The organism is Dolosicoccus paucivorans, assembly GCF_900100125.1.
GTDB lineage: Bacteria > Bacillota > Bacilli > Lactobacillales > Aerococcaceae > Dolosicoccus > Dolosicoccus paucivorans.
Window position 1 is genome coordinate 1 of the sequence record NZ_FNEL01000028.1, and the last position, 22,287, is coordinate 22,287.

The following is a 22,287-nucleotide window of genomic DNA, read 5'->3' on the forward strand; positions in this document are numbered from 1 at the left end:
GGCCGAATACATTTTGTAAGGCTCCAGGTCAGACCTTACAACATCTACTAGGCCTCGCTTACGCTCACGGTAGAAGGTGGCTTTTGAGATGCCTAAAGACTCATAAATCTCTTTGTTGGTTTTTTTCTTCGCCTTTGGCGCTTTGTCATTCTCAATTAGTAACTTTTCCATCGTTCTACGCATCTCATAGGTCATATGTGAATATTTTTTCCGAACTATGGTAGAATAGGTATAGCTCATCGAAATCCCTCCTCTGTATTTTGTGGTTAAAATCAGTATAGCAGAGATGCCGATGGGCTTTTTTATGGTCTCACTTAATTATACAAGTCGCCTTAGTCGTAATAATTATATGAACGATTGTGGATCAATTTGTCAAAAATAGGAATTAAAAAGTAAGTGATTATCGCTAGTAAAATACCTTTAATTAAGTTAAATGGCACAATCACTGATAAAACATAGGTTAAGATATTATCCACGGGGAAGTTAAAAATTTTAATATAAAGTGGCATAGCAATAAAGTAGTTCAATAGACTAGCAAACACAGTCATCAAACCAATTGATCCGATAATAACCACTAAATAATGACTAGCCTTTCTAGGTAGTGGACGTTTAAAGTAATAATGCAAAGGTAGATAAAAGCTTAGAGAACAAATAAAGCTCATAGTCGCTCCCACAGGTAACCCCATTTCTCCACCCTTTAATAAAAAGTTAATTAAATCACGGATAAAGGCCACACCTGTTGCCCCCATCGGCCCACCCGACATTAATCCTACAAGAACAGGAATATCGGATAAATCCATTTTTAAAAAGGGAGCTGCTGGGAGTAAGGGAAAATCAATTTGTCTAAATAGAAAACTCCATGTCCCTAACAATGCCACCAATACAAAACTAACTAACGCCTTCTTCTTCATCTTTCTCTCTCCTTCACGTCTTCATGTGTAGGACAAAAAAGACTGTTTAGAGTCTCCAATTAGGAAATTCTAAACAGTCTAAATAAGAACGTGTTGAATCCTCTTCCATCCAGACTTTAACTGTCGGTACTGGAATTACACCAGTTCAGCTTACAAAACGTAAGGTAGTGGACTTTTACCACCGGTCGGGAATCACACCCTGCCCTGAAGACTTTTTATATTTGTATTGAGTATAGCTTGTATTTAAAGTAAAGTCAATTATTTATACTTTCAGCCATTTTGGTCAATTTATCTACTTCGAAACGAGTCAACTCTCGCCATTCTCCTGGGTTTAAATGACCTAAATCTAAAAACCCAAAGCGTTCACGTTTTAAGCGATATACTACATGACCCACTGCTTCAAACATTCGCTTCACTTGGTGATTCCATCCTTCATGAATAGTTAGTTGAACAACAGATGTATTTTTTTGAGTATTTTTAGAAAGCAATGAAGCGCGAGCTTTGGAAGTTTTCTTTCCATCTAGCATTACACCACTCGAAAGTTTCTTTAACGCCTCAGGAGTCGGTATTCCATTGACTGTTGCGATATAAGTTTTAGGAATTTCGTGACGTGGGTGCATTAACAAATGAGCAAAATCTCCATTATTAGTTAATAAAATGAGGCCGGTTGTATCAAAGTCCAAGCGACCAATCGGATAAATTCGTTCACTAATTCCTTCAACTAAATCAGTTACCACTGGGCGATCATGAGGATCGCTCACAGCACTAATCACATTTTTTGGTTTATAAAGAAGGATATAGCGAGGCTCTTCTTTGTAGATAGGAACTCCATCTACTTCTATTAAATCTCTAGCATCGACTTTAGTTCCTAATTCGGTCACCGTTTCGCCATTGACTTTGACTCGTCCTTGCACGATTAAGTCTTCACATTTTCTTCGGCTATCCACTCCGGCGTGAGCCATAACCTTTTGCAAACGCTCCATTATATCTCCTCCATTATTTTATTCATCTTCAAACCATTCAATTTGCCAATTGTTTTCTTCAAAGAGTTGTTCTTCCGTTTGAGCTAACTCTAAATGAATCGGCGCTAATTCGGGTAAATCCGATAGATGTTCTAAACCAAAATAATCCATAAAATAATCAGTAACGCCGTATAAAAGCGGTCGCCCAGGCGCTTCCAGACGTCCGACTTCTTTTATTAAATCACGTTTTACTAACGTTGAAATCATTGAACTCGAAGATACCCCACGAATATCATCCACCGTCATTCGAGTAACAGGTTGCTTATAAGCAATGATTGCTAAAGTTTCGATGGCTGCTTTAGAAAGAGTTTGTTGAAATGGTGCCTTAGCAAAGCTTTCTACATCAGACTGGAAAACAGCTTTAGTGACTAATTGATAATAAGTACCAAATTGGTTTAATTGAACCGGACTAGATTCATCATGACATAATTTATTTTTTAAGTCGTCTAAAGATTGTTCAATAACTAATTCATCTTCATCCAATGATTGGGCCATTTGGGCAACAGACACTCCTTCTTGGCCGGCGACAAATAGTAAAGCATGAATACGTGTTGTGATTGATGCCATTAATTCCCACCTTTTCGTGCTTGAATAGCAATTGGTTGTCTTGCATGAGCTTGTTTTAGTAGAATTTGTTGTTTGCGAACTAATTCCAGTAGAGCCATAAAAGTGGCAACTATTTCTGAGCGAGTATGCTGGTGCAATATTTCATTAAATGTGACTGTTTTATTTGGATACGTCTGCACCCAGGAAAGAAGCTCTTGAATTTTATCCTCAACGCTAACTGGATCTTGGTCAATGGTCGTCAAAGGAGGCTGTCGATCGAATTGCTTTAATAAAACAGCTTCCATAGCCGCTAAGAGATCATATTCATTCATCCAATCATCAGGTAAAGGAATAAAATCTTGGTAATGAGAGATATCATCACTTGGCTTAGAAAAGACACGAGATCTTTTTTGCTGCATTTGTTCTAACACTTCAGTAACATCTTGAAATTGTTGATAAAGCAGTAAATGTTGCACGAGTTCGTGGCGAGGATCTTCATACTCTTCAGTTTCATCTAATTCAACAGGTAATAACATACGTGCTTTTATTTCAATTAACGTACTAGCCATCACCAAATAATCAGCAATATCGTCGATTTCAAATTGCTTCATTGTATGAACATACTCTAAGTATTGTTGGGTGATCTGAGTCATAGGAATATCATTAATGTCAATTTCCAGTTGTTTAATTAAATGTAATAATAAATCAAAAGGACCTTGAAATACTTCAAGGTCAAGTTGAATCCTATTACTCATGGTCGTTGTTTTCTTCATTGTAACGATGATTCCATTCTGTGATTTCATCTGATAAAGATAATGTACCAATTATCGAAGCTTGTGGATAAAGTCTCTTTAATTCTTTAAACATCTGATAACTAATCACGGCTTCATCAAAAGACGGAACAACAGATGCTTCTAAAATTGAAACAGTTGGACAGCCTGATTCATCATCTTGAGCAGGGAATATATGCTCTATGATCATCAACCCAATAAAGTTATCACTTCCTAGAAGTGCTTCATCCTTAAATAGTAAGATATCAATTTGATCATCAGCTTGATATTCTTCCAATCGCCGGGTTAATTCTTCCATCGAAACTTGATCGTCATAAGTATACGACAATAAACCAAGTACGATTTTTTGATTTTTGTTTTTAGAATGAACTAGCATGTCACCCCTCCTAACTTCTTGATAGTACCTTATCTTTAATTAACAAACAAGTTTTATCTTAATTATTTTAATTGTTGTAAAAATGATTGACCATTTTCAGTTTGTTCAACACTAAAATTATCTGAAATCGTTGCGGCAATATCACTATAGTAAGTTGCCTTTAATTCTTTTGGTTCTTTAAATTGTGGGCTATAAACTAATAAAGGTACATATTCGCGTGTGTGGTCCGTTCCTTTATAGGTTGGGTCATTTCCGTGGTCAGCAGTAATCATCAATAAATCATTTGGACGCATTGCTTCAATAAGCTCTGGAATACGAGCGTCAAAGTCTTCTAATGCATCTTTATACCCTTCAACGTTACGACGGTGACCGTATACAGCGTCAAAGTCCACTAAGTTAGTAAATGATAAACCATTAAAGTCTTCTTTCATTACTTCTAGTAATTTATCGACCCCATCCATATTCGATACGGTACGAACCGCTTTTGTAATTCCTTGTTCGTTAAAGATATCGACGATTTTTCCGATTGAAATAACGTCAAAGTTGTTTTTCTTTAAGAAATCAAGCGTTGTTTCACCAAAAGGACTTAAAGCATAGTCATGACGATTTGCTGTTCGTTGGAAGTTACCTGGTTCGCCTACGTAAGGTCGGGCAATAATTCGACCTAACATGTAAGGCTCTTCTAACGTAATCTCACGACAAAACTCACAAATGCGATATAACTCTTCTAGGGGAATAACCTCTTCATGAGCAGCAATTTGTAAGACGGAGTCAGCTGAAGTATAAACGATTAGATCGCCGGTTTCCATTTGATGTTGACCAAACTCGTCAATAATCTCTGTTCCTGAAGCTGGCTTATTCGCGACTACTTTACGGTTAGAAAATGCTTCAATACGATCAATCAACTCTTGAGGGAATCCATCTGGAAAGACTCTAAAAGGTTTTTTAATGTTTAATCCCATAATTTCCCAGTGACCTGTCATTGTATCTTTCCCTACTGAGATTTCTTGAAGCTTTGTCCAATAGCTTGTTGGCTCTTTAACAGGATCAATCCCTTCTAAAGAAGCGATATTTCCTAATCCCATTTGTTGCATATTAGGTAAAGATAAATCTGTATTTTTAGCAATATTTCCTAAAGTGTCCGCACCCACATCATCAAAGTCCGCTGCGTCAGGAGCTTGGCCAATACCTACAGAGTCTAATACAATTAAATGAATACGATCAAAATTCATGATGTTCCTCCTTTAAATGTCTGGAAAATAATCTTTGTAAACTTCTTGCATATGTTTTGTGGAAATATGAGTGTAAATTTGCGTCGTTGAAATATCAGCATGACCTAGCAACTCTTGTACCATTCGTAAGTCTGCTCCATTTTCGAGCAAATGAGTCGCAAAGGAATGTCGTAACATATGAGGTGAAACTCTGTCTTTAACTCCAGATAACGCTACATATTTATTTAAGTTCTTCCAAATGCCTTGCCTCGTAAAGCGATTGCCTCGCTCTGTTAAAAAGACGACCGCCGTATTAGGTGCTGACTTTAAATCAAAAATTGGTCTTACTTCTTCTAAATATTTTTCTAGCCAATGAATGGCCACTTCACCAACAGGCAAAATACGCTCTTTATCCCCTTTTCCAACTGTTTGGATAAAACCTAAGTCTAAGTGAAGTTCACCTAATGTTAAATGAGTTAATTCACTCACTCTCAAGCCTGTAGCGTACATTAATTCTAAAATAGCACGATCTCTTATTCCCCACAAAGTTGTTGTATCTGGGGCTTCGATGATCGCTTCAACTTCTTCGCTACTCAAATATTTAGGGAGTCGCTTGGCTTTTTTTGGTGATTGAAATGCATCGACTGGGTTGGTTTTTGCAATTCCTTCTTTAAGCAAGAAACGATAGAATTGTCTTAAAGTTGATAAAATCCGACTTGTTGTGCTAGGAGCAAATTGATGCTCATTTAAATAAGTCATGAAATCCTGCACAGATGCTTCATCAACCTCTTCAATTTTTACGATCTTTTGTTCTTTCAAAAAATGTTTAAACTTTTCTAAGTCTAAGCGATAATTTTTGATTGTATTATCTGATCGTCCTAAATCAATTAACTGGTACCTTGAAAATTCTTCAAATAATTCATTCATCATCCATCACATCGTCTTGTTTTAAATAAATGCCGTCGCCAATTTTTTGGACGATTAACCTTTCTTTTAAAAGATGACCGACAGCACGTTTAAATTGGCCTTTGCTTATATCTAACTGCTCGCGAATGACTTCAGGACTAGACTTATCGTGTAAAGGTAAATAATGGCTCGGTAGTTGGTTTAGAAGGGTATAGATCATTTTGGCATCTCCATCAATCGCTTCATGAGCCCGTGGCAATGTAGATAAGTTCACACGCCCATCTAAACGAACCCCGATAATTCTTGCTTGAATTTCATCACCTAAACTGACAGGATGCAATAATTCAGACTGATGAATAAACGCATCGTAATTTTCAGTGGTAAAGCAATTGACTCCCGCTGTTCCGATACGATACACTCGAGCGGTAACGTCTGCATTTACCCGGTCCGAGTGGCTTTTTTGCATCATTTTATGAAAGACTTCCTGATCGGCTAAGCGTCCCCAAAAACGATTTTTACTATCGACTTCATAAGTCAAATAAAGTAAATTCCCTTTTTTAGGCCATAAAGCCTTGTTTTCAGGTAATACGTCTAAAGAGACAACAACATCCTTATTTTCTAAACCGACATCCACAAAAGCACCTAAATCTCTTCTAACATCAACCACTTCACCCCACCCGTAATAACCTGGACGGATATCCGGTAAATCTACTTGAAGAACCTTTGTTCCATTTCGATCTTCAAAGATCATTCCTTCAACAACTGATCCTTGTGTTAATTCCTCATCCAAATGGCTTTTATTGACTGCAAAAGTTTCTCCTTTATATTGAACAAAATAATGGGTTTTATTTTCATCAATATATTTTGCTTCTACAATACTCGCGTATTTTACCATTAAATCACCTCATTAGTTATATTTTATCATATTTTGTTCTCTAACACCTCACTCAAATGTGTTATTTGTACAAACGAAAAACTCGAACGAAAAAGTAATCTTACTTTCTCGTTCGAGTCGATTAGATTAATTTATAAACTTAAATACTTGATGTTGCACCGCGATAGACAATACCACGACGCGCATCAATAGTAATTAATTCATCATTCTTAATATTTGTTGTTGCGCCTTTAGCATTGACAATGACTGGGATTGCACGCTCTAGTCCCATAATTGCTGCATAAGATGTCACGCCACCTTCTTCAACAACAATAGCGCCTGCATTTTGTACTGCTTGAGCGTAAGAAGAATCTAATGAGTGAGCAATTAATACACCACCTAATGGTAAGTGAGTGTTAGCTTCTTCTGCATTACCTGCAATAAATGCTTTACCGATGTAGTTAGCTCGTCCAACACCTTCACCTTCAACTAATTTTGTTCCAATAAGTTGAATTTTCATTAAGTTAGTTGTTCCAGATTCACCAACTGGAACCCCTGCTGTAATTAAGATTAACTCGCCTTCTTTAGCAAATCCTTTGTTTTGCGCTAATGAAGTTGCTAGATCAATCATATCGTCGGTAGAGTGTGGACGTTTAATTGTAAATGGTTGAACTCCCCATGATAGACATAAACTGCGGTTAGTTCTTTCATCAAAAGTTGCTGCTAAGATATTTGCTTTTGGACGGTATTTTGCAATCATACGTGCAGTGTGACCTGATGAAGTTGCTGCAACGATTGTTTCAATACCTAAGTTTAAAGCAGTGTGACCAACAGCTTGACCAATCGCTTCAGTCATATCTGATTGTTTGAACTGTTTTAATAAGAAAGCGTCTTGACCAACTAAAGCTTCCTCTGTTCTTAAACAAATATCAGTCATTGTACGAACTGCTTCAATTGGGTAATCTCCAGCAGCCGTTTCTCCAGAAAGCATGACTGCATCTGTTCCGTCAAAAATAGCGTTTGCAACGTCTCCAGCTTCCGCGCGGGTTGGACGAGGGTTGCGTTCCATTGAGTCTAACATTTGAGTCGCTGTAATAACTGGTTTACCGTACTCATTACATAATTTAATAATCTCTTTTTGAACAATTGGAACTTCTGGTGTTGGAATTTCAACTCCTAAGTCACCACGAGCAACCATGACGCCATCAGATAACTCTAAAATTTCTTTTAAGTTATCGACACCTTCTTGGTTTTCGATTTTAGAAATAATTTTAACATGTGGAGCACCTAATTCATCTAATAGATCGCGGATTTCCATAATATCAGCGCCACGACGAATAAAACTTGCTGCAATGAAGTCGATTCCGTTTTCAACACCGAAACGAATATCATCAACATCTTTTGGTGTAATTCCTGGTAATTGAACCGAAACGTTTGGAACGTTAACACCTTTTTTAGATTTTAAAACACCGTAGTTTTGAATTTCAGTAACAATTTCATTGTTTTCACGGTCGATTTCTGTTACTTGTAATTCCACTAAACCATCATCTAATAAAATAAAGTCGCCTGGTTTGACGTCGTTAATTAATTCACGATAAGTCACTGAGAATTTATCTTTAGTTCCTAAAACAGTTTCCATCGCAATACGGATGGTTTCGCCGCGATTAAGCTCAATTGCATTATTTTCAACGTCTTCAGTTCGAATTTCTGGACCTTTAGTATCCATTAAGATAGCAATTGTTTTACCTGTTGCTTCGCGAGCGCGTTTTAACTTCTCCATACGCTCGTATTGTTCTTCATGATTTCCGTGAGAAAAGTTAAAACGTGCCACGTTCATTCCAGCAAGCATTAAGCTTTCCATTTTTTCTTGGGTATCTGTAGCAGGTCCTAACGTACATACAATTTTTGTCTTTTTCATATCTTTAATAAAGCTCCTTCTTTAACGACTAAGCTAATGTTTTATCTGTTAAATCTTGGTTTAATTCGTATAATTCTCTACGAACATTATGTTTTTTGTTACGTAACGTATCAATGATGTCAAAGGTTTCTAAACGTTCACCGATAACACCCATGTAAATACCATGTTCGCCTTGGACTAATGAATCCACCGCGCGAGCACCCATTAAAGTTGCAAATACACGGTCTCTAGCCGTCGGATTTCCTCCACGTTGAACGTGAGCAAGAGTTACCCCACGAATATCTTCATCCGGTGCGTAAGTTAAAAACTCTTCTACAAATTGGTCAGCCGACATAACGCCTTCAGCTAGAACAATAATCGAATGATCTTTTCCTGCTTGACGTCCGGCATGGACACGACGAACGATATCTTTCATATCCATCTTGACTTCTGGAATAGCAATCGAGTCTGCTCCTGTTGCTACTCCTGCCCAAATAGCTAAATCTCCTGCATGACGTCCCATTACTTCAATAACGAATGAACGGTTGTGAGACGCTGCAGTATCAGAGATTTTATCAATCTCTTCCATGGCAATATTCATTGCAGAGTCAAACCCAATTGTATACTCCGTTCCTGGAATATCGTTATCAATCGTACATGGAATACCGATCACTGGGAAACCAAAGTTAGCTAACTGCAAAGCACCCATGAAAGAACCATCTCCACCAATAGCGACTAACGCTTCGATTTGATGTTTCTTCATTTGCTCTAAAGCTTTTTTCTGGTTTTCAACTTCTTTAAATTCAGGATATCTTGCTGAGTAGAGGAAAGTTCCTCCGCGTTTGATGTTATCTTGACAATCAGCAACGGTTAGCTTTTTGAAGTCTCCTTCTACTAACCCTTTAAATCCATAATAAACACCATATACTTCAATTCCTAAGTGATGACCTTGTTCAACGACTGCTCGAATCGCTGCATTCATTCCTTGGGAATCTCCACCGCTTGTTAAAACGGCTATACGTTTCATATATATTCACCCCAATAAAAATTATAACTGACACTATCCTGATAAGCATTCTATCACTAATTTTATCTGTTGTCATATGGAAAACTCAATGTAAGCCTTATCATTTAAAAAAAGTATGTTTTTGTCCAAAAAAAGTAGCTAATTCATCTAAAACGACCTCTTTATTTAACAAATTATACTTTGAATCTAACTTCACTGCGTTTCTTTTTCGGTCCACAATAATAACTGAAGAAGACCCGGGATATTTTTGAGCTAACCGACGTAAAAAGTCAAGCGCTTCTATTTTTTTATCCTCTTCTAAAATTTGAATATAATAAGTTGAAGAGAGTTGCTTTTTTGTAGAAGCTACTTCAAGATGTGTAATCGGCTTTAATTCATTAATAATAACTTGAGATTGATCTCTACGATCTAAAGTAAGCTTTCCTTTAACGAAAATAATCTCCTGATCACCAATCCACTGTTGATATTTAGCATAATTACTTGGGAAAATAACCATCGGCAATTCATCGTAAGCATCAGATAATGTAATAAAAGCCATTAATTCCTGAGTTTTTGTTCGAATTACTCGACTTGAACTAATAAGTCCGATGGTTTGAATATGGGTTTGAAGCGTTTGTTGTTTTACTTCATCAATGGTCAAGATACCTTGACGATATAAGGGTTCATAAGCATCTAGCGGATGGCCTGATAGGCTAAACCCTAAAATTTCTTTTTCTTTTTCTAATACAGTTAAAAGGTCCCATTCTTCTTTCATTTCTATTTTAGGTTGAATCGATTCAAACAAACTAATCAGTGCACCATTATATTCTACCGTTTGTAAAATATTTGCTAAATTATAAGCTAAAGTCGCTCTATTTTCTCCAAAGCGATCAAAAGCTCCCACTTCAATTAGTAAGTTCAATTGATCAACTTTTCGAAACTTATCAGGCATTCGCTCAACAAAATGCGTAAAGGAATCATAAGAGCCAAATTGGCGACGATCGTTTAAAATGAAGTGAATAAAATCACTTGCTAAACCTTTAACGGTATAAAATCCTAGACGTAATTGACCTTTTTGATTCGTAATATATCCTTGGCTATCGTTAATATCAATAGGCAAAATCGCTTTAAGTGCTTTTTTAACATGAGTCATATTTTCTTGTATTTTGCCAGGCTCCATATTTAATAAAGCTTGATAGAAATATAAAGGATAGTGAACTTTTAAAAACGCTAATTGATAAGCTAACTTAGAATATACCACAGCGTGGGAACGGTTAAAGCCGTAACTGGCAAATTCATAAATATAACGATAAATTTCTTGGGCTAGGGCTTTTGAGTACCCTTTATTGACGGCTCCATCAATAAAGCTAGCTTCTTGCTCTTCCATAATATGGACTTCTTTTTTTCCCATCGCACGGCGTAATAGATCAGCTTGTCCTAAACTAAATCCCGCAATAATTTGACACACTTGCATCACTTGTTCTTGATAGACAATAATACCGTAAGTTTTTTCTAATATAGGTTTTAAGTCAGGATGTAAATAGTTAATTGATTCATGACCATGCTTTCGTTTAATAAAAGAATCAATCTGTTTCATCGGTCCAGGACGAAACAAAGCGTTAACTGCCACTATGTCTTCAAAAGAAGTAGGTTTTAATTTACGTAAAACATTTCGAATACCAGGAGACTCAAATTGAAACACTCCTAAAGTTTGCGCTTGTTGAAATAACTTTAAAGTCTTCGAATCATTCATATCAATGGCTTCAATGTCAAAGTCAGACTCTTCGTATCGTTTAACGAGTTGCAAAATTTGATGAAGTAACTTTAAGTTTTTTAGCCCTAAGAAGTCCATTTTTAATAACCCCATGGCTTCAACGTCATGCATTGAAAATTGAGTGAGCAATAATTGATCAACTCTCTCCATAACGGGAATATAATCTTCTAACGGATGGTTGTGAATAACGACCCCTGCGGCATGAGTTGAAGTTTGCCTTGGTAGTCCTTCTATACTTAGAGCAATTTGATAAATCATTTGGTTTTTATGAGTGGCATTTACTAAACGTTGCAATGAGGAAGATTCTTTATAAGCCTCGATAAGTGTTATGCCTATTTGATTGGGAATTGCTTGAGACCACCGTCTTTCTTCACCTGTTTCTCCTAAAGCTTTTAACGTGTCTCGTATTGCTGCCTTTGCTCCAAAAGTTCCGTATGTACAAATTTGAGCTACTTGTTCGTGTCCATAGGTTGCTTCAATGTACTTCAAAACATCTTCTCGGCGATCATCTGGAATGTCAATATCAATATCAGGCATCGAATGACGTTCAGGATTAAGAAATCGTTCAAATAATAAATCAAATTCGACAGGGTCCACTGAAGTAATTTTTAATAAATAACTCACTAAAGAGCCGGCCGCCGATCCACGCCCTGGACCTACTTCGATCTTTTGTTGATGACAAAAAGAGATGATTTGCCAGACAATTAAAAAGTAATCACTAAAGCCCATGCGCTGAAGAACATCCAGCTCATAATTTAAGCGTGAAATGTACGGCTCTTTTGTTAACTGCAACTCTTTTAATCGTTCAAAGACGAGTTGTTTTAAGTAATCGTCAGCTTCTAATCCTTGAGGTGTCTGAAATGTTGGTAAAAGCGATTGATGAAGATCAAACCTAACATTTAGCTGTTTCATGACTTCTATCGTATTGTTATAAACATATTCTATTCCCTCTTGTTGATACATATAGCTCAAACTTTGAGGAGAATATAGATAGTAAGGATGTTGCATTTGCATATAGCTTAAATCTAGTGGTTCCGTGTGATTTTCTTTAATAGATTCTAAAACTTTTAAACTAAATCCATCTTCCGGAGATAAACTGTTTACTAATTGATTGGATACAAGCGTGCCGTTCATTTTTTTAGCAAATAATATCATATTTTCTAGCTCTAATTGATTTAAAGGATAGATAGACAATCCTAAATAAAAATTATCTGCTCCTAATTTGCTTTGCCACGTTTGATAGATTTCTTGCGCAGCGTTTATATCCATATGAATTAATTGCTGCTCAATTTCTCCATGTCTGCCTGGCGTAATTCCTATTAAGGTGTCTTTAAACTGATCAATGATTTCCCATGCTTGTTGAGAAGATCTTTCTTCTTTTGTTGCCCAACGAGATAATTGATATAATCCCTTCATCCCTTTTTTACTTTTAGCAAATAATAATAAAGGTGCTGTTTGGGCCGCATCTTGAATCATAGGTAAATCTAAATAACATCCCATAATGGGATGAACTTCCCATTTGCGACAAGCTTGGTAAAACTCTAGGATTCCGTGCATCACATTATGATCAGCAATAGCTAAAGAGGTGTAGCCCATTTCTTTTGCTTTTTTAACATAGTCGTTTATCCGAACAGTACTTTGCAACATCGAATAACTACTTCGTACATTAAATGTCATTTTAAACCTCCTTTGAAAAAGATAAAGATGATTTTTTGATCAATGTATGCTTTAATTATAACAGGAGATAGAAAGAAGGGTTAATTGTGAAATACATTACAACGTTATTTTGGGGCTTTATTTTAGGACATATCGTCTATTACTTAGGAAGCTCATTAACATCGATGTCTTACGATTTTTATCAAGCAACCTATTTAGGGATTACTGTTAGTGTAGCTGTTTTTATTTTAAGCTATATTTTAAATAAAATCACTTATTCATCACAACACGTTGAATAAAGCCAACTTCTCATAGTATAAAAGCCATCATAGAGAAAAAGTATAAAACTTTGTCTCTAATGATGGCTCTTTTTTTATAACAAAAGCATCGCATCGCCAAAGCTGAAGAAACGGTACTTTTCTTTAATCGCATGCTCATAAGCATTCAATATTCCTTGACGAGTATAAAAAGCACTAACGAGCATCACTAAAGTTGAAGCTGGTAAGTGAAAATTCGTAATTAAATGATCAACCGCTTTAAACTGATAGCCTGGTGTAATAAAAATAGACGTCCACCCTGAACTAGCGACTATTTTTCCATCATTTTCATTCGCTACTGTTTCTAAAGTTCTTACGGTGGTGGTTCCTACAGCAATTATTTTTCCGCCATTTTTTCTAACCTCTTCTATGGCTTGAGCTGATGTTGAACTGACAGTATAAAACTCTGCGTGCATTTGATGATCTTCAATACGTTCGGCACTCATCGGTCTGAAAGTTCCAAGCCCTACATGAAGAGTCACTGGGATCACTTGAATACCTTTATCTTTTGCTTGCTTTAAAAGTTGAGGGGTAAAATGTAGTCCTGCTGTTGGTGCTGCTGCTGAGCCGTTATGTTTGGCATAGACCGTTTGATAACGGTTAGGGTCATTGAGGCGTTCTTTAATGTAAGGAGGTAAAGGCATCTCACCTAATGTTTCAAGGACTTCCAAGAACACTCCCTCATACTCCATTTCAATAATTCGTCCGCCGTGATCTAACTCTTCCACCACAGTAGCTTTTAACTGACCTTGTTCACCAAACTGAATCTTCGTTCCCTTTTTAGCTCTTCTAGCCGGCTTAATTAGACACTCCCATCGATCACCTTGAGTATTAGTAAGCAATAATACTTCTAAATGACCATTGGTATCAGGTTTTATACCAAATAAACGGGCAGGAATCACTCTTGTTTCATTCACTACAAGAGCATCTCCTTTAGATAAATAATCTAAAATATGTGTAAAATTAGTATCTGTTATTTGATCAGTCGCTCGATCAACAACAAGTAATTTCGAGCTACTACGATCTTTTAAAGGAGTTTGAGCAATTAATTCTTCAGGTAAATTAAATTCAAAGTCTTTTTTTGTAAACGTCATTTTATTCCTCATTCTTCATTAAATGTATCATTCCTAAATGTTCATAAGCCATTGGAGTAACCATTCGCCCTCTTCGAGTTCGTTTTAAAAGTCCATTTTGTAATAAAAAAGGCTCATACATATCTTCAACAGTTTCTAAGTCTTCTCCAATGTTTACAGCAACAGTGCCTAGTCCTACTGGTCCACCATCGAAAAACTCAATCATTGTATTAAGTAATTTACGATCAATTGGATCTAGGCCTAAGTGATCAATTTCTAAAATTTCTAAAGAACGATCAGCAATTTTTGCATCAATCGCCCCTTCACCTTCTACTTGAGCAAAATCGCGGACTCGTTTTAAAATGCGGTTAGCAATACGCGGTGTTCCGCGACTTCGGCGAGCAATTTCCTCTGCTCCAGTCACATCAATTTCAGTTTGGATTACTTCTGAACTGCGTGTAATAATTTGTGTTAATTCTTCATCGGTGTAATATTGCATATGTCCGACAATTCCAAAGCGGTCTCTTAAAGGCGCCGATAACATCCCTGCTCGAGTCGTTGCTCCAATCAGTGTAAAGGGCGGCAACTCAAAATGAATAGGCTGAGCAGCTGCTTCTTGTCCAATCACAATATCAACATAATAATCTTCCATGGCTGAATATAGCACTTCTTCAACGACTCTTGGCAAACGATGAATCTCATCAATAAACAAAACATCTCCTGGATTTAATTCATTGAGTAGCGCCAATAAATCCCCAGGACGCTCAATGGCCGGACCACTGGTCGTTTGAAGCCCTACGCCTAATTCATTAGCAATAACTAGTGCTAAAGTCGTCTTACCAAGACCTGGAGGGCCGTACAGTAAGACATGGTCTAGTGCTTCTTGACGTTGGAGGGCAGCCGTAATATAAATGGTTAATTCGCGTTTTATTTTTTCTTGGCCAATATAGTCTGCCAGTTTTTGCGGGCGAATCGTTAAAGGCAATTGATCATCTTCTGGTAGCATGTTTTCAGACATTAATCGTTCGTCCATTTTCTCCCCTCCTTCGTTTATTAATTAAGAAGCAATTTAAAAGCAAAGCTTAATGCTTGTTGCGTTGTCTCAAAGTGTTGAGTGGCCAATTGTTTTTCAACGCGGTTTATTTCGCGCTTAGAATACCCTAAACCTTCTAATGCTTCAATAGTATCCTCTAATACTTTATTAGAGGAAGCTACTTTTAGAGTTGATTCTTCCGTTGTCGTTACAAAATCGAGTTTACCACTTAAATCTAGAATCATTTGTGAAGCGGTTTTTTTACCCACTCCTGGAAATTTCGTTAAATATTTGCTGTCTTTATTTTCAATTGCTTGAATTAGACCTTCATTATCATTGGCTGCTAAAATCGACATGGCACTTTTAGGCCCGATGCCTGAGACGCGATTCAACGTTAAAAACAATTGTTTTTCTTCATGATCTTTAAAACCATATAAGTCCATGGTATTTTCGCGTACCACTTGTTCAACATAACAGCGAATCGTTTGCTGTAGTTTTTCTTCCCAATAAAAAGGATTCGCACACCAAATAAGATATCCAATACCTTGAGCATTAATAACAATATAATTAGGATAAATGTGTTCTAATGTTCCTTCAATAAATTCAAACATATAATCTACTCCACATATTGTTTATAATCTGCGTAACCTTCTTCATCCATTGATTCAAAAGGAATAAATCTTAAAGCAGCTGAGTTAATACAATATCTTAAACCACCTAATTCACTTGGACCATCATTAAAAACATGTCCCAAATGAGAGTCTGCCTCTTCACTCCGTACTTCAGTTCGAGTGCGAGCAAGAGAGGTGTCTTCACGTTCATTCAGCGTCGTTCCTTGAATTGGCTTAGAAAAACTTGGCCAACCACAACCCGCATTAAATTTATCTGTACTGGAAAATAGCGGCTCTCCGCTTACAATGTCAACATAGATCCCTTTTTGATAAAAGTCGTCGTATTGACCAGTAAATGGGCGCTCTGTCCCTTCTTCTTGAGTTACAGCATATTGCAATGGATCTAATTGATCAATTTCTTTTTGATATTTATGCTTTTTCATCTTTTTTCCTCCTATATTATGTTCGGTCTTGAATGCGTTTAAACATCTTTTCTAAATTTTGTTGGGTAAATTCAACAAAAACAGGTCGTCCATGTGGACAATGATAAGGATCATCTAACCCTTGCATTTGCTGAATTAAAGCTTTTGCTTGCGCGTCGTTTAAATAATGATTAGCTTTAATCGCTCCGCGACAGCTTTCCATAATTAAGGCCTCTTCTTTTATTTGAGCAATGGTTGGTTTATTTCCTTCAATAAACTCATTCATCAATTGTTCAATAAGCGGTTCAACTTCTTCTTGAGTTAGCCAATTAGGGTAACTTGTCATTTGAAAGCTTGTCGGACTAAAAGGCTCTAAGTAAAGGCCAATGTCTTCAAAAGCTTTCAACCATTCTTCCATGACAATCATTTCTGAAGCGGTAAAATTAAACACTAACGGCATAAGTAAAGTTTGTTGAACATCTATATCTGGGTCATATTTCATTAACTGCTCATAGCGAATTCGTTCTTGAGCAGCATGTTGATCGATTAAATAAAAACTTTCTGGACTTTCAGCGACTAAATAAGTGCCATGAATTTGACCTACATAGCGTAAAGAAGGGAAATGAACTCCTCTAGATTTATTACTTTCCTGTTCTTTTTCTTTTGTTAGTTGAAGAGAAGGTTCTTTACTCTCGGTAAAAGAAGACGAAGGATCATTAAGCCAATCTTTAACTTGTTTTCTTGGTTTGGATATTTCATCTTTTTCGTTTGGATTAGTCGATGAAGTAGCCGGAACACTTAAAGTCGATTGATCAAACAACGACGCTTGAATAGTCGGCTGCTTTATTGTTGGTTTATGTTCTGCTTCCACTTGAGGTACGGGATTTACTTGGTGTAACCCTTCTTCAATCATTTCTTCTAATAAAGTAGCCAGTTGATCTTCTTTACTTAAACGTACCGTTTGCTTAGTCGGATGTACATTGACATCAACAAGACGCGGATCAACTTTTACATTAAGCACAGCTAACGGGTAGCGTCCAATCATCAGTTGCTTGCCATAAGCTTTCGTTAAAATCTGACTCAACTTAATGCTTCGAACAGGACGATGATTAATCATCCAATGGATACAATAACGTGAGTTACGCGTTAGCTGAGGAGGCGAAATAAACCCTTCAACTTCAAAATCTTTATCTTTTTTCTTTACTTTAATGAGCTGCCGAGCAGTAGAAGGTTGATAAATATTAGCTATTGTTTGTCTTAAATCATTATTACCTACACTTTGAAAAATTGTTTTTCCATTGTGAATTAAAGTAAAGCGTATATGACAATGAGCCATCGCTGTTATTTGAATCAGTTGAATAATATGACGCAATTCCGTTTGCAACGAACTTAAGTGCTTTAAACGCGCAGGTGTATTGTAAAATAAACTTTCAACAGTCACCGTCGTTCCATTTCTTAAGTGACTCCGCCCTTGATTGATTAGCTTTGAGTCTGCTACTTCAATAAAATAACCTTTGGTATCAAAAGCTGTGTCAATGCGCATTTTAGAAACCGAACCAATACTCGCTAAAGCTTCGCCACGAAATCCTAGTGTTCGAATTTGAAACAAATCATTAGTACGGCTAATTTTACTAGTGGCATGAGGTAAATAAGCTTTTTTTAAGTTTTCAAAACTCATTCCCATGCCGTTATCGCTGACAATAATCTTTTGAATACCTGCTTCTTCAATTTCAATGGTAATCATCGTTGCTTTAGCATCAATTGAATTTTCTACTAATTCTTTAATAACAGACATGGGACGTTCGACCACTTCACCTGCTGCAATTTGGTTTGCTAAAGCTGCAGGTAGTTGCTTAATGTCATTCACATTATCACCTCATTGGTTACTATTTTAACATTTGTTGCCATTGTTCAATATACTGCATTGCTTGAAGAGGTGTTAAATTCAGTAACGAAATCGTTTCGATTTCTTGCTGAACCTTTTCTAAATTAGGATTTTCCTCAACTGTAAACAAACTCATTTGTTTTGGTGTGTCTAACTCTTGAACTTGAGAGATTATTCCTTGATCATTTTTTCGACTTGGATAGGAAGGAGCTTCCAATGTTTCTAAAACACTTTCACTGCGTTGCAATACTTCTTCAGGTAATCCAGCTAAACGCGCCACATGAATACCATAACTTTTATCTGCTGGTCCGTCTAATATTTTATGTTGAAAAATAACTTGGTTGTTTTCCTCAATCGCTCCTACATGAATATTACGTAGACTACTTATTTTTTGATCTAAATCTGTTAATTCGTGATAATGAGTAGAGAATATAGTCGCTGCTTGTACTTTTTCAGCAATATAGTATAAAATCGCTTCGGCTAAAGCCATCCCATCATAGGTAGCTGTCCCACGACCAATTTCATCAAAAAGCAATAAACTGTTTGATGTTGCGTGACGGATCGCCTCATTGGTTTCCATCATTTCAACCATAAAGGTACTTTGTCCACTTGCGGTATCATCTGAACTTCCTAGACGAGTATAAATTTGATCAACAATCGGTAATTGAGCTTGACTGGCAGGAACAAAGCAACCCATTTGATTTAAAATAATACAAAAAGCAACTTGACGCATATAGGTACTCTTTCCAGACATGTTAGGTCCGGTAAGTAAAAGAAGAGGTTGCTGAGATGTAATGGTTACGTCATTAGGAACAAAATGAGCTTTTCCTAGTAAACGCTCTACCACTGGGTGGCGACTATCTTTTAATATTAAACCTTCGTCATGACTGACAAGGGTTGCTCGAACGTAATTTTCTTCTTCACTAATGGTCGCAAAATTACATAAGACATCCATTTGTGCAATTTGTTGAGCGACAAATTGTAACTCTTCTATATAGGGCATCACTTGTTGTCTTAATTCAGCGAATAATTCATATTCTAGAGCTATTGATTTTTCATCTGCTTCTAACATAACTTTTTCAATATCTTTTAGCTCTTGAGTAATAAAGCGCTCCGTATTAGCTAAAGTTTGTTTGCGCTCATAAACATCATCTTCCAATAATTCCGATTGTTTACGACTAATTTCAATATAGTAACCGAATACTCGGTTATAGCCTACCTTTAGCGTTGAAAGACCTGTTTTTTCTCTTTCTCTTTGTTGTAAATCTAAAAGCCACTGTTGTCCGTTTTTGAGTGCATCGCGATATTTATCTAATTTATCGCTCACTCCATCTTTAATTAAATCTCCTTGTGTTGTAGAAATAGGTGGATCATCAACTAATGTTTCTTCAAGCAGTTCATAAAGATCGCTTAAAGGGTTTAATCTATCAAAAACTGTATGGCCTACTTGCTCGTTCAAATCATCAAGTATTTGGTTAATCAAAGGAATCTGTTGTAAAGAAAATCGCAATTGATCCAAGTCTCGTGCATTAGCTGAGCCTAAACTAATTTTAGTGACTAAACGTTCTAAGTCATAAATATGATTTAAAAAGCTCACTAAGTCATGTCGATAAAAGAAGTTTTCAAGCAAGACGCTTACTTTTTCATGTCGCGTTGTTAGCTCTTTTTTATCAATCAATGGTTTTTCGAGCCACTGATGAAGTAAACGTCCTCCCATAGCTGTTTTAGTTTTATCAATTAACCATAATAAACTACCTTTGCGACGATGAGTTCGTAAAGAACGGGTTAATTCCAGTTGAATTTTCGTTTGTAAACTCATCTGTAAATAATCTTTTAACTGATAACGAGTCACAGGTCTCATATGATAAAACGCTTGTTTTTGAACACTTTGTAAATAATCAAATAACACGTTCAAATTGATTGCTTCTTCTTCAGTAGCTTGTTCTAACTCCCACAATGGATCTGTTGATTTTGAGATTGTAGAATCCATAGAACTTAAATAAACTGACTTAATCGTTTTTAAAGCGTCAATCAAATGATCCGTCGCATTATCTTTATATACTAGTTCAGTTGGCTGAATAGTTTCAATTTCTTGCAACAACTGATCAATGGAGTTCATATGAGTTAAATTGGTTTCACCTGTTGAAAAGTCAACGTAACTTAAAATATAACCATTTTCACTTTCAGTGACGGTTGCTAAATAATTATTCTCATTAGCTTGCGTCGCTCCTTCTTCCATAATTGTTCCCGGAGTAATGACTTGAATGACGTCTCTTTTAACCATTCCTTTAGTTGTACGGGGGTCTTCTAATTGTTCACAAATAGCAACTTTATGCCCTTCTTCGACTAATTTTTTTATATAATCTTTTGAAGAGTGATGAGGAACCCCACACATTGGAATAGGATTATCCGCATTTTTATTACGTGCTGTCAATGTAATCTCTAAAATTCGCGCGGCTTCCTTTGCATCTTCATAAAATAGTTCATAAAAGTCTCCGAGCCGAAAGAATAAAAAGGCGTCTGGGTATTGTTCTTTAATTTTAAAATATTGTTTCATCATCGGCGTTGGAGAGGATTGACTCATTTTGTTCGCTCCTTCATTTTAATTTTTTATTCGAATGTTATGATTGCACCAATTCTTTTAATAAACGATAAGAAGTCTTAATATCATCCATTTGTGATAAATAAGAGACTGCGATAATTTCATCAGGCTGATATTCCTTTTTAAATGCTTGCCATTTAGATTGAACCGACTCTTTTGTTCCGACTAAATTCATTCCAGCGGCTGTTTTAACGATAATTTTTTCTGCGCTACCTAAATGATCTAAAGTTTGAGGATTAGCATTTAACAGTTGATCCCTTGGTCCTCGCACTAAGTTGACATGAGCTAGTTGGTTCATTTGGTGGAGTTGCTGCGCTTTTTCTAACGTCTCTGCCAAAGTCACGATTAATCCTAAAATAAGGTAAGGTTCTTTTTGTTGCTTTGAAGGAGTAAAGTTTTCACGGTAGATCTCGATTGCTTCTTTTGCTAAATCGGGAGCAAAGTGAGTAGCAAATGAGTAAGGTAATCCTAGTTTAGCTGCTACATAAGCAGAACTCGTAGAGCTACCTAAAATATATAAAGGAACGTTTGTATCTTCTCCCGGATAAGCAACTACTTGTCCATCTTCTGAACTTCCTAAAAAATCGCGTATTTCTTCCACCGTTTTTAAAAAACCTGAAGCTGACGCATCGTTATCATGGCGTAATACTTGAGCTACCATGTGATCTGTTTCAGGCGCTCGCCCTAATCCAAGATCTACACGTCCAGGGTAAAGACACTCAAGAGTGCCGTAGCGTTCTGCGACTTGTATAGGCAAATGATTAGGTAACATGACGCCACCGGCACCAATTCTTATTGTATTTGTGTGACTTAATAAATGTTGAACGACTAATTCACTTGCCGAACTAGCAATCCCCTTAAAGTTATGGTGTTCGGCTACCCAGTAGCGATCATATCCTAATTCTTCTGCTAACTGTGCAATCCGGGTTGCTCGATCAATCGCATCTTTAACTTCTTCACCTTCAAAACGGGGCACTAAATTTAGAATTGAAACTTGCACTCGATCACCTTTTCTTTCTTTTAATAAAATTTCTAGCGTTTTTTTATTTGATATGATAGATTGTAAAATTAATTGCGACAAACAAGAAAACCCATAACAGGTTCGTGTAAAATGTTAGTAACCACAAAAACACACACGGAGGACCTGTTATGAGCTACAAACATCTTACCATAGAAGACCGTTCAAAAATAGAAATACTTTATCATGAAGGCTATACAGCGAGTCAAATTGCTGAAGCCATCGGGCGTCACCGTTCGATGATTTATCGAGAACTCAAGCGTGTTAAGTCAACCTGTTACGATGCTCAATTGGCTCAAGATAACGCTTCTGAGCATCAATCTCTCAAAGGTCGTCGTCCTAAACATACGCCCGAG

Annotated in this window: 20 protein-coding genes, 1 pseudogene and 1 riboswitch; of the genes and pseudogenes, 2 read left to right on the forward strand and 19 right to left on the reverse strand. The window is 36.6% G+C overall.

Annotated elements, in window-relative coordinates; translation table 11 throughout:
* The 12 genes and pseudogenes from BLR79_RS05195 to BLR79_RS05250 all read right to left on the reverse strand — a co-directional run.
* Nucleotides 1-240: pseudogene (locus BLR79_RS05195) on the reverse strand (IS30 family transposase); the annotation flags it as partial.
* Between the two features lie 92 nt (nt 241-332).
* Nucleotides 333-911 (reverse strand): ECF transporter S component, encoded by a 579-nt coding sequence (locus BLR79_RS05200; protein ID WP_092085538.1) that lies wholly within the window; start codon nt 909-911, stop codon nt 333-335.
* A 93-nt stretch (nt 912-1,004) separates the two neighbouring features.
* Nucleotides 1,005-1,127: riboswitch (FMN riboswitch) on the reverse strand.
* Between the two features lie 38 nt (nt 1,128-1,165).
* Nucleotides 1,166-1,894, reverse strand: coding sequence for a pseudouridine synthase (locus BLR79_RS05205; RefSeq protein ID WP_092085540.1), 729 nt, complete (start codon nt 1,892-1,894; stop codon nt 1,166-1,168).
* A gap of 18 nt (nt 1,895-1,912) precedes the next feature.
* Complete coding sequence (gene scpB, locus BLR79_RS05210) at nt 1,913-2,500, reverse strand: SMC-Scp complex subunit ScpB (RefSeq protein WP_234970829.1); 588 nt, start codon at nt 2,498-2,500, stop codon at nt 1,913-1,915.
* A complete protein-coding gene (locus BLR79_RS05215) occupies nt 2,500-3,234 on the reverse strand; it encodes a segregation and condensation protein A (RefSeq protein WP_159427603.1) in 735 nt (244 codons plus the stop codon). Before BLR79_RS05215 ends, scpB begins: the two co-directional genes overlap by 1 nt.
* Nucleotides 3,227-3,646, reverse strand: a complete 420-nt coding sequence (locus BLR79_RS05220) for a hypothetical protein (RefSeq protein WP_092085544.1) — start codon at nt 3,644-3,646, stop codon at nt 3,227-3,229. The genes BLR79_RS05215 and BLR79_RS05220 overlap by 8 nt, the downstream gene beginning before the upstream one ends.
* A 62-nt stretch (nt 3,647-3,708) precedes the next feature.
* On the reverse strand, nt 3,709-4,878 hold the full coding sequence (gene deoB / locus BLR79_RS05225) for a phosphopentomutase (protein ID WP_092085546.1): 1,170 nt from the start codon (nt 4,876-4,878) through the stop codon (nt 3,709-3,711).
* 12 nt (nt 4,879-4,890) lie between these two features.
* The gene (gene xerD, locus BLR79_RS05230) at nt 4,891-5,784 is read right to left on the reverse strand and encodes a site-specific tyrosine recombinase XerD (RefSeq protein WP_092085572.1); all 894 of its coding nucleotides are present in this window, start codon (nt 5,782-5,784) and stop codon (nt 4,891-4,893) included.
* Nucleotides 5,777-6,658 carry a CvfB family protein gene (locus BLR79_RS05235; protein ID WP_092085548.1) on the reverse strand — a complete coding sequence of 294 codons (882 nt, stop codon included), beginning with the start codon at nt 6,656-6,658 and terminating at the stop codon, nt 5,777-5,779. Before BLR79_RS05235 ends, xerD begins: the two co-directional genes overlap by 8 nt.
* A 139-nt stretch (nt 6,659-6,797) precedes the next feature.
* The gene (pyk, locus tag BLR79_RS05240) at nt 6,798-8,555 is read right to left on the reverse strand and encodes a pyruvate kinase (protein ID WP_092085550.1); all 1,758 of its coding nucleotides are present in this window, start codon (nt 8,553-8,555) and stop codon (nt 6,798-6,800) included.
* A 28-nt stretch (nt 8,556-8,583) separates the two neighbouring features.
* On the reverse strand, nt 8,584-9,561 hold the full coding sequence (gene pfkA, locus BLR79_RS05245) for a 6-phosphofructokinase (protein WP_092085552.1): 978 nt from the start codon (nt 9,559-9,561) through the stop codon (nt 8,584-8,586).
* A 100-nt stretch (nt 9,562-9,661) separates the two neighbouring features.
* Nucleotides 9,662-12,991, reverse strand: coding sequence for a DNA polymerase III subunit alpha (locus tag BLR79_RS05250; protein ID WP_092085554.1), 3,330 nt, complete (start codon nt 12,989-12,991; stop codon nt 9,662-9,664).
* Nucleotides 12,992-13,077: 86 nt separating this feature from the next.
* Between BLR79_RS05250 and BLR79_RS05255 the strand changes: the two genes are divergently transcribed.
* Nucleotides 13,078-13,269 (forward strand): YjzD family protein, encoded by a 192-nt coding sequence (locus BLR79_RS05255; RefSeq protein WP_092085556.1) that lies wholly within the window; start codon nt 13,078-13,080, stop codon nt 13,267-13,269.
* A gap of 74 nt (nt 13,270-13,343) precedes the next feature.
* Here the strand turns inward: BLR79_RS05255 and queA are convergent, their stop codons facing one another.
* From queA to BLR79_RS05290, 7 genes are read right to left on the reverse strand one after another with little or no spacing between them, the layout of a single operon-like run.
* Entirely contained in the window at nt 13,344-14,381 is a 1,038-nt protein-coding gene (gene queA, locus BLR79_RS05260) for a tRNA preQ1(34) S-adenosylmethionine ribosyltransferase-isomerase QueA (RefSeq protein WP_092085558.1), read from the reverse strand.
* 1 nt (nt 14,382) lies between these two features.
* A complete protein-coding gene (ruvB, locus tag BLR79_RS05265; protein ID WP_092085560.1) occupies nt 14,383-15,393 on the reverse strand; it encodes a Holliday junction branch migration DNA helicase RuvB in 1,011 nt (336 codons plus the stop codon).
* Between the two features lie 20 nt (nt 15,394-15,413).
* Nucleotides 15,414-16,004: a Holliday junction branch migration protein RuvA gene (gene ruvA / locus BLR79_RS05270; protein ID WP_092085562.1), complete on the reverse strand. Its 591-nt coding sequence runs from the start codon at nt 16,002-16,004 to the stop codon at nt 15,414-15,416.
* A gap of 5 nt (nt 16,005-16,009) precedes the next feature.
* Nucleotides 16,010-16,447, reverse strand: a complete 438-nt coding sequence (gene msrB, locus BLR79_RS05275) for a peptide-methionine (R)-S-oxide reductase MsrB (RefSeq protein WP_092085564.1) — start codon at nt 16,445-16,447, stop codon at nt 16,010-16,012.
* 16 nt (nt 16,448-16,463) lie between these two features.
* Complete coding sequence (gene mutL / locus BLR79_RS05280) at nt 16,464-18,293, reverse strand: DNA mismatch repair endonuclease MutL (RefSeq protein ID WP_092085566.1); 1,830 nt, start codon at nt 18,291-18,293, stop codon at nt 16,464-16,466.
* Nucleotides 18,294-18,312: 19 nt separating this feature from the next.
* Nucleotides 18,313-20,895 carry a DNA mismatch repair protein MutS gene (mutS, locus tag BLR79_RS05285; RefSeq protein ID WP_092085568.1) on the reverse strand — a complete coding sequence of 861 codons (2,583 nt, stop codon included), beginning with the start codon at nt 20,893-20,895 and terminating at the stop codon, nt 18,313-18,315.
* A gap of 37 nt (nt 20,896-20,932) precedes the next feature.
* The gene (locus BLR79_RS05290; RefSeq protein ID WP_200778868.1) at nt 20,933-21,913 is read right to left on the reverse strand and encodes an LLM class flavin-dependent oxidoreductase; all 981 of its coding nucleotides are present in this window, start codon (nt 21,911-21,913) and stop codon (nt 20,933-20,935) included.
* Nucleotides 21,914-22,062: 149 nt separating this feature from the next.
* Between BLR79_RS05290 and BLR79_RS05295 the strand changes: the two genes are divergently transcribed.
* The coding region (locus BLR79_RS05295; RefSeq protein WP_143338786.1) for a helix-turn-helix domain-containing protein at nt 22,063-22,287 on the forward strand (225 nt) is incomplete at its 3' end.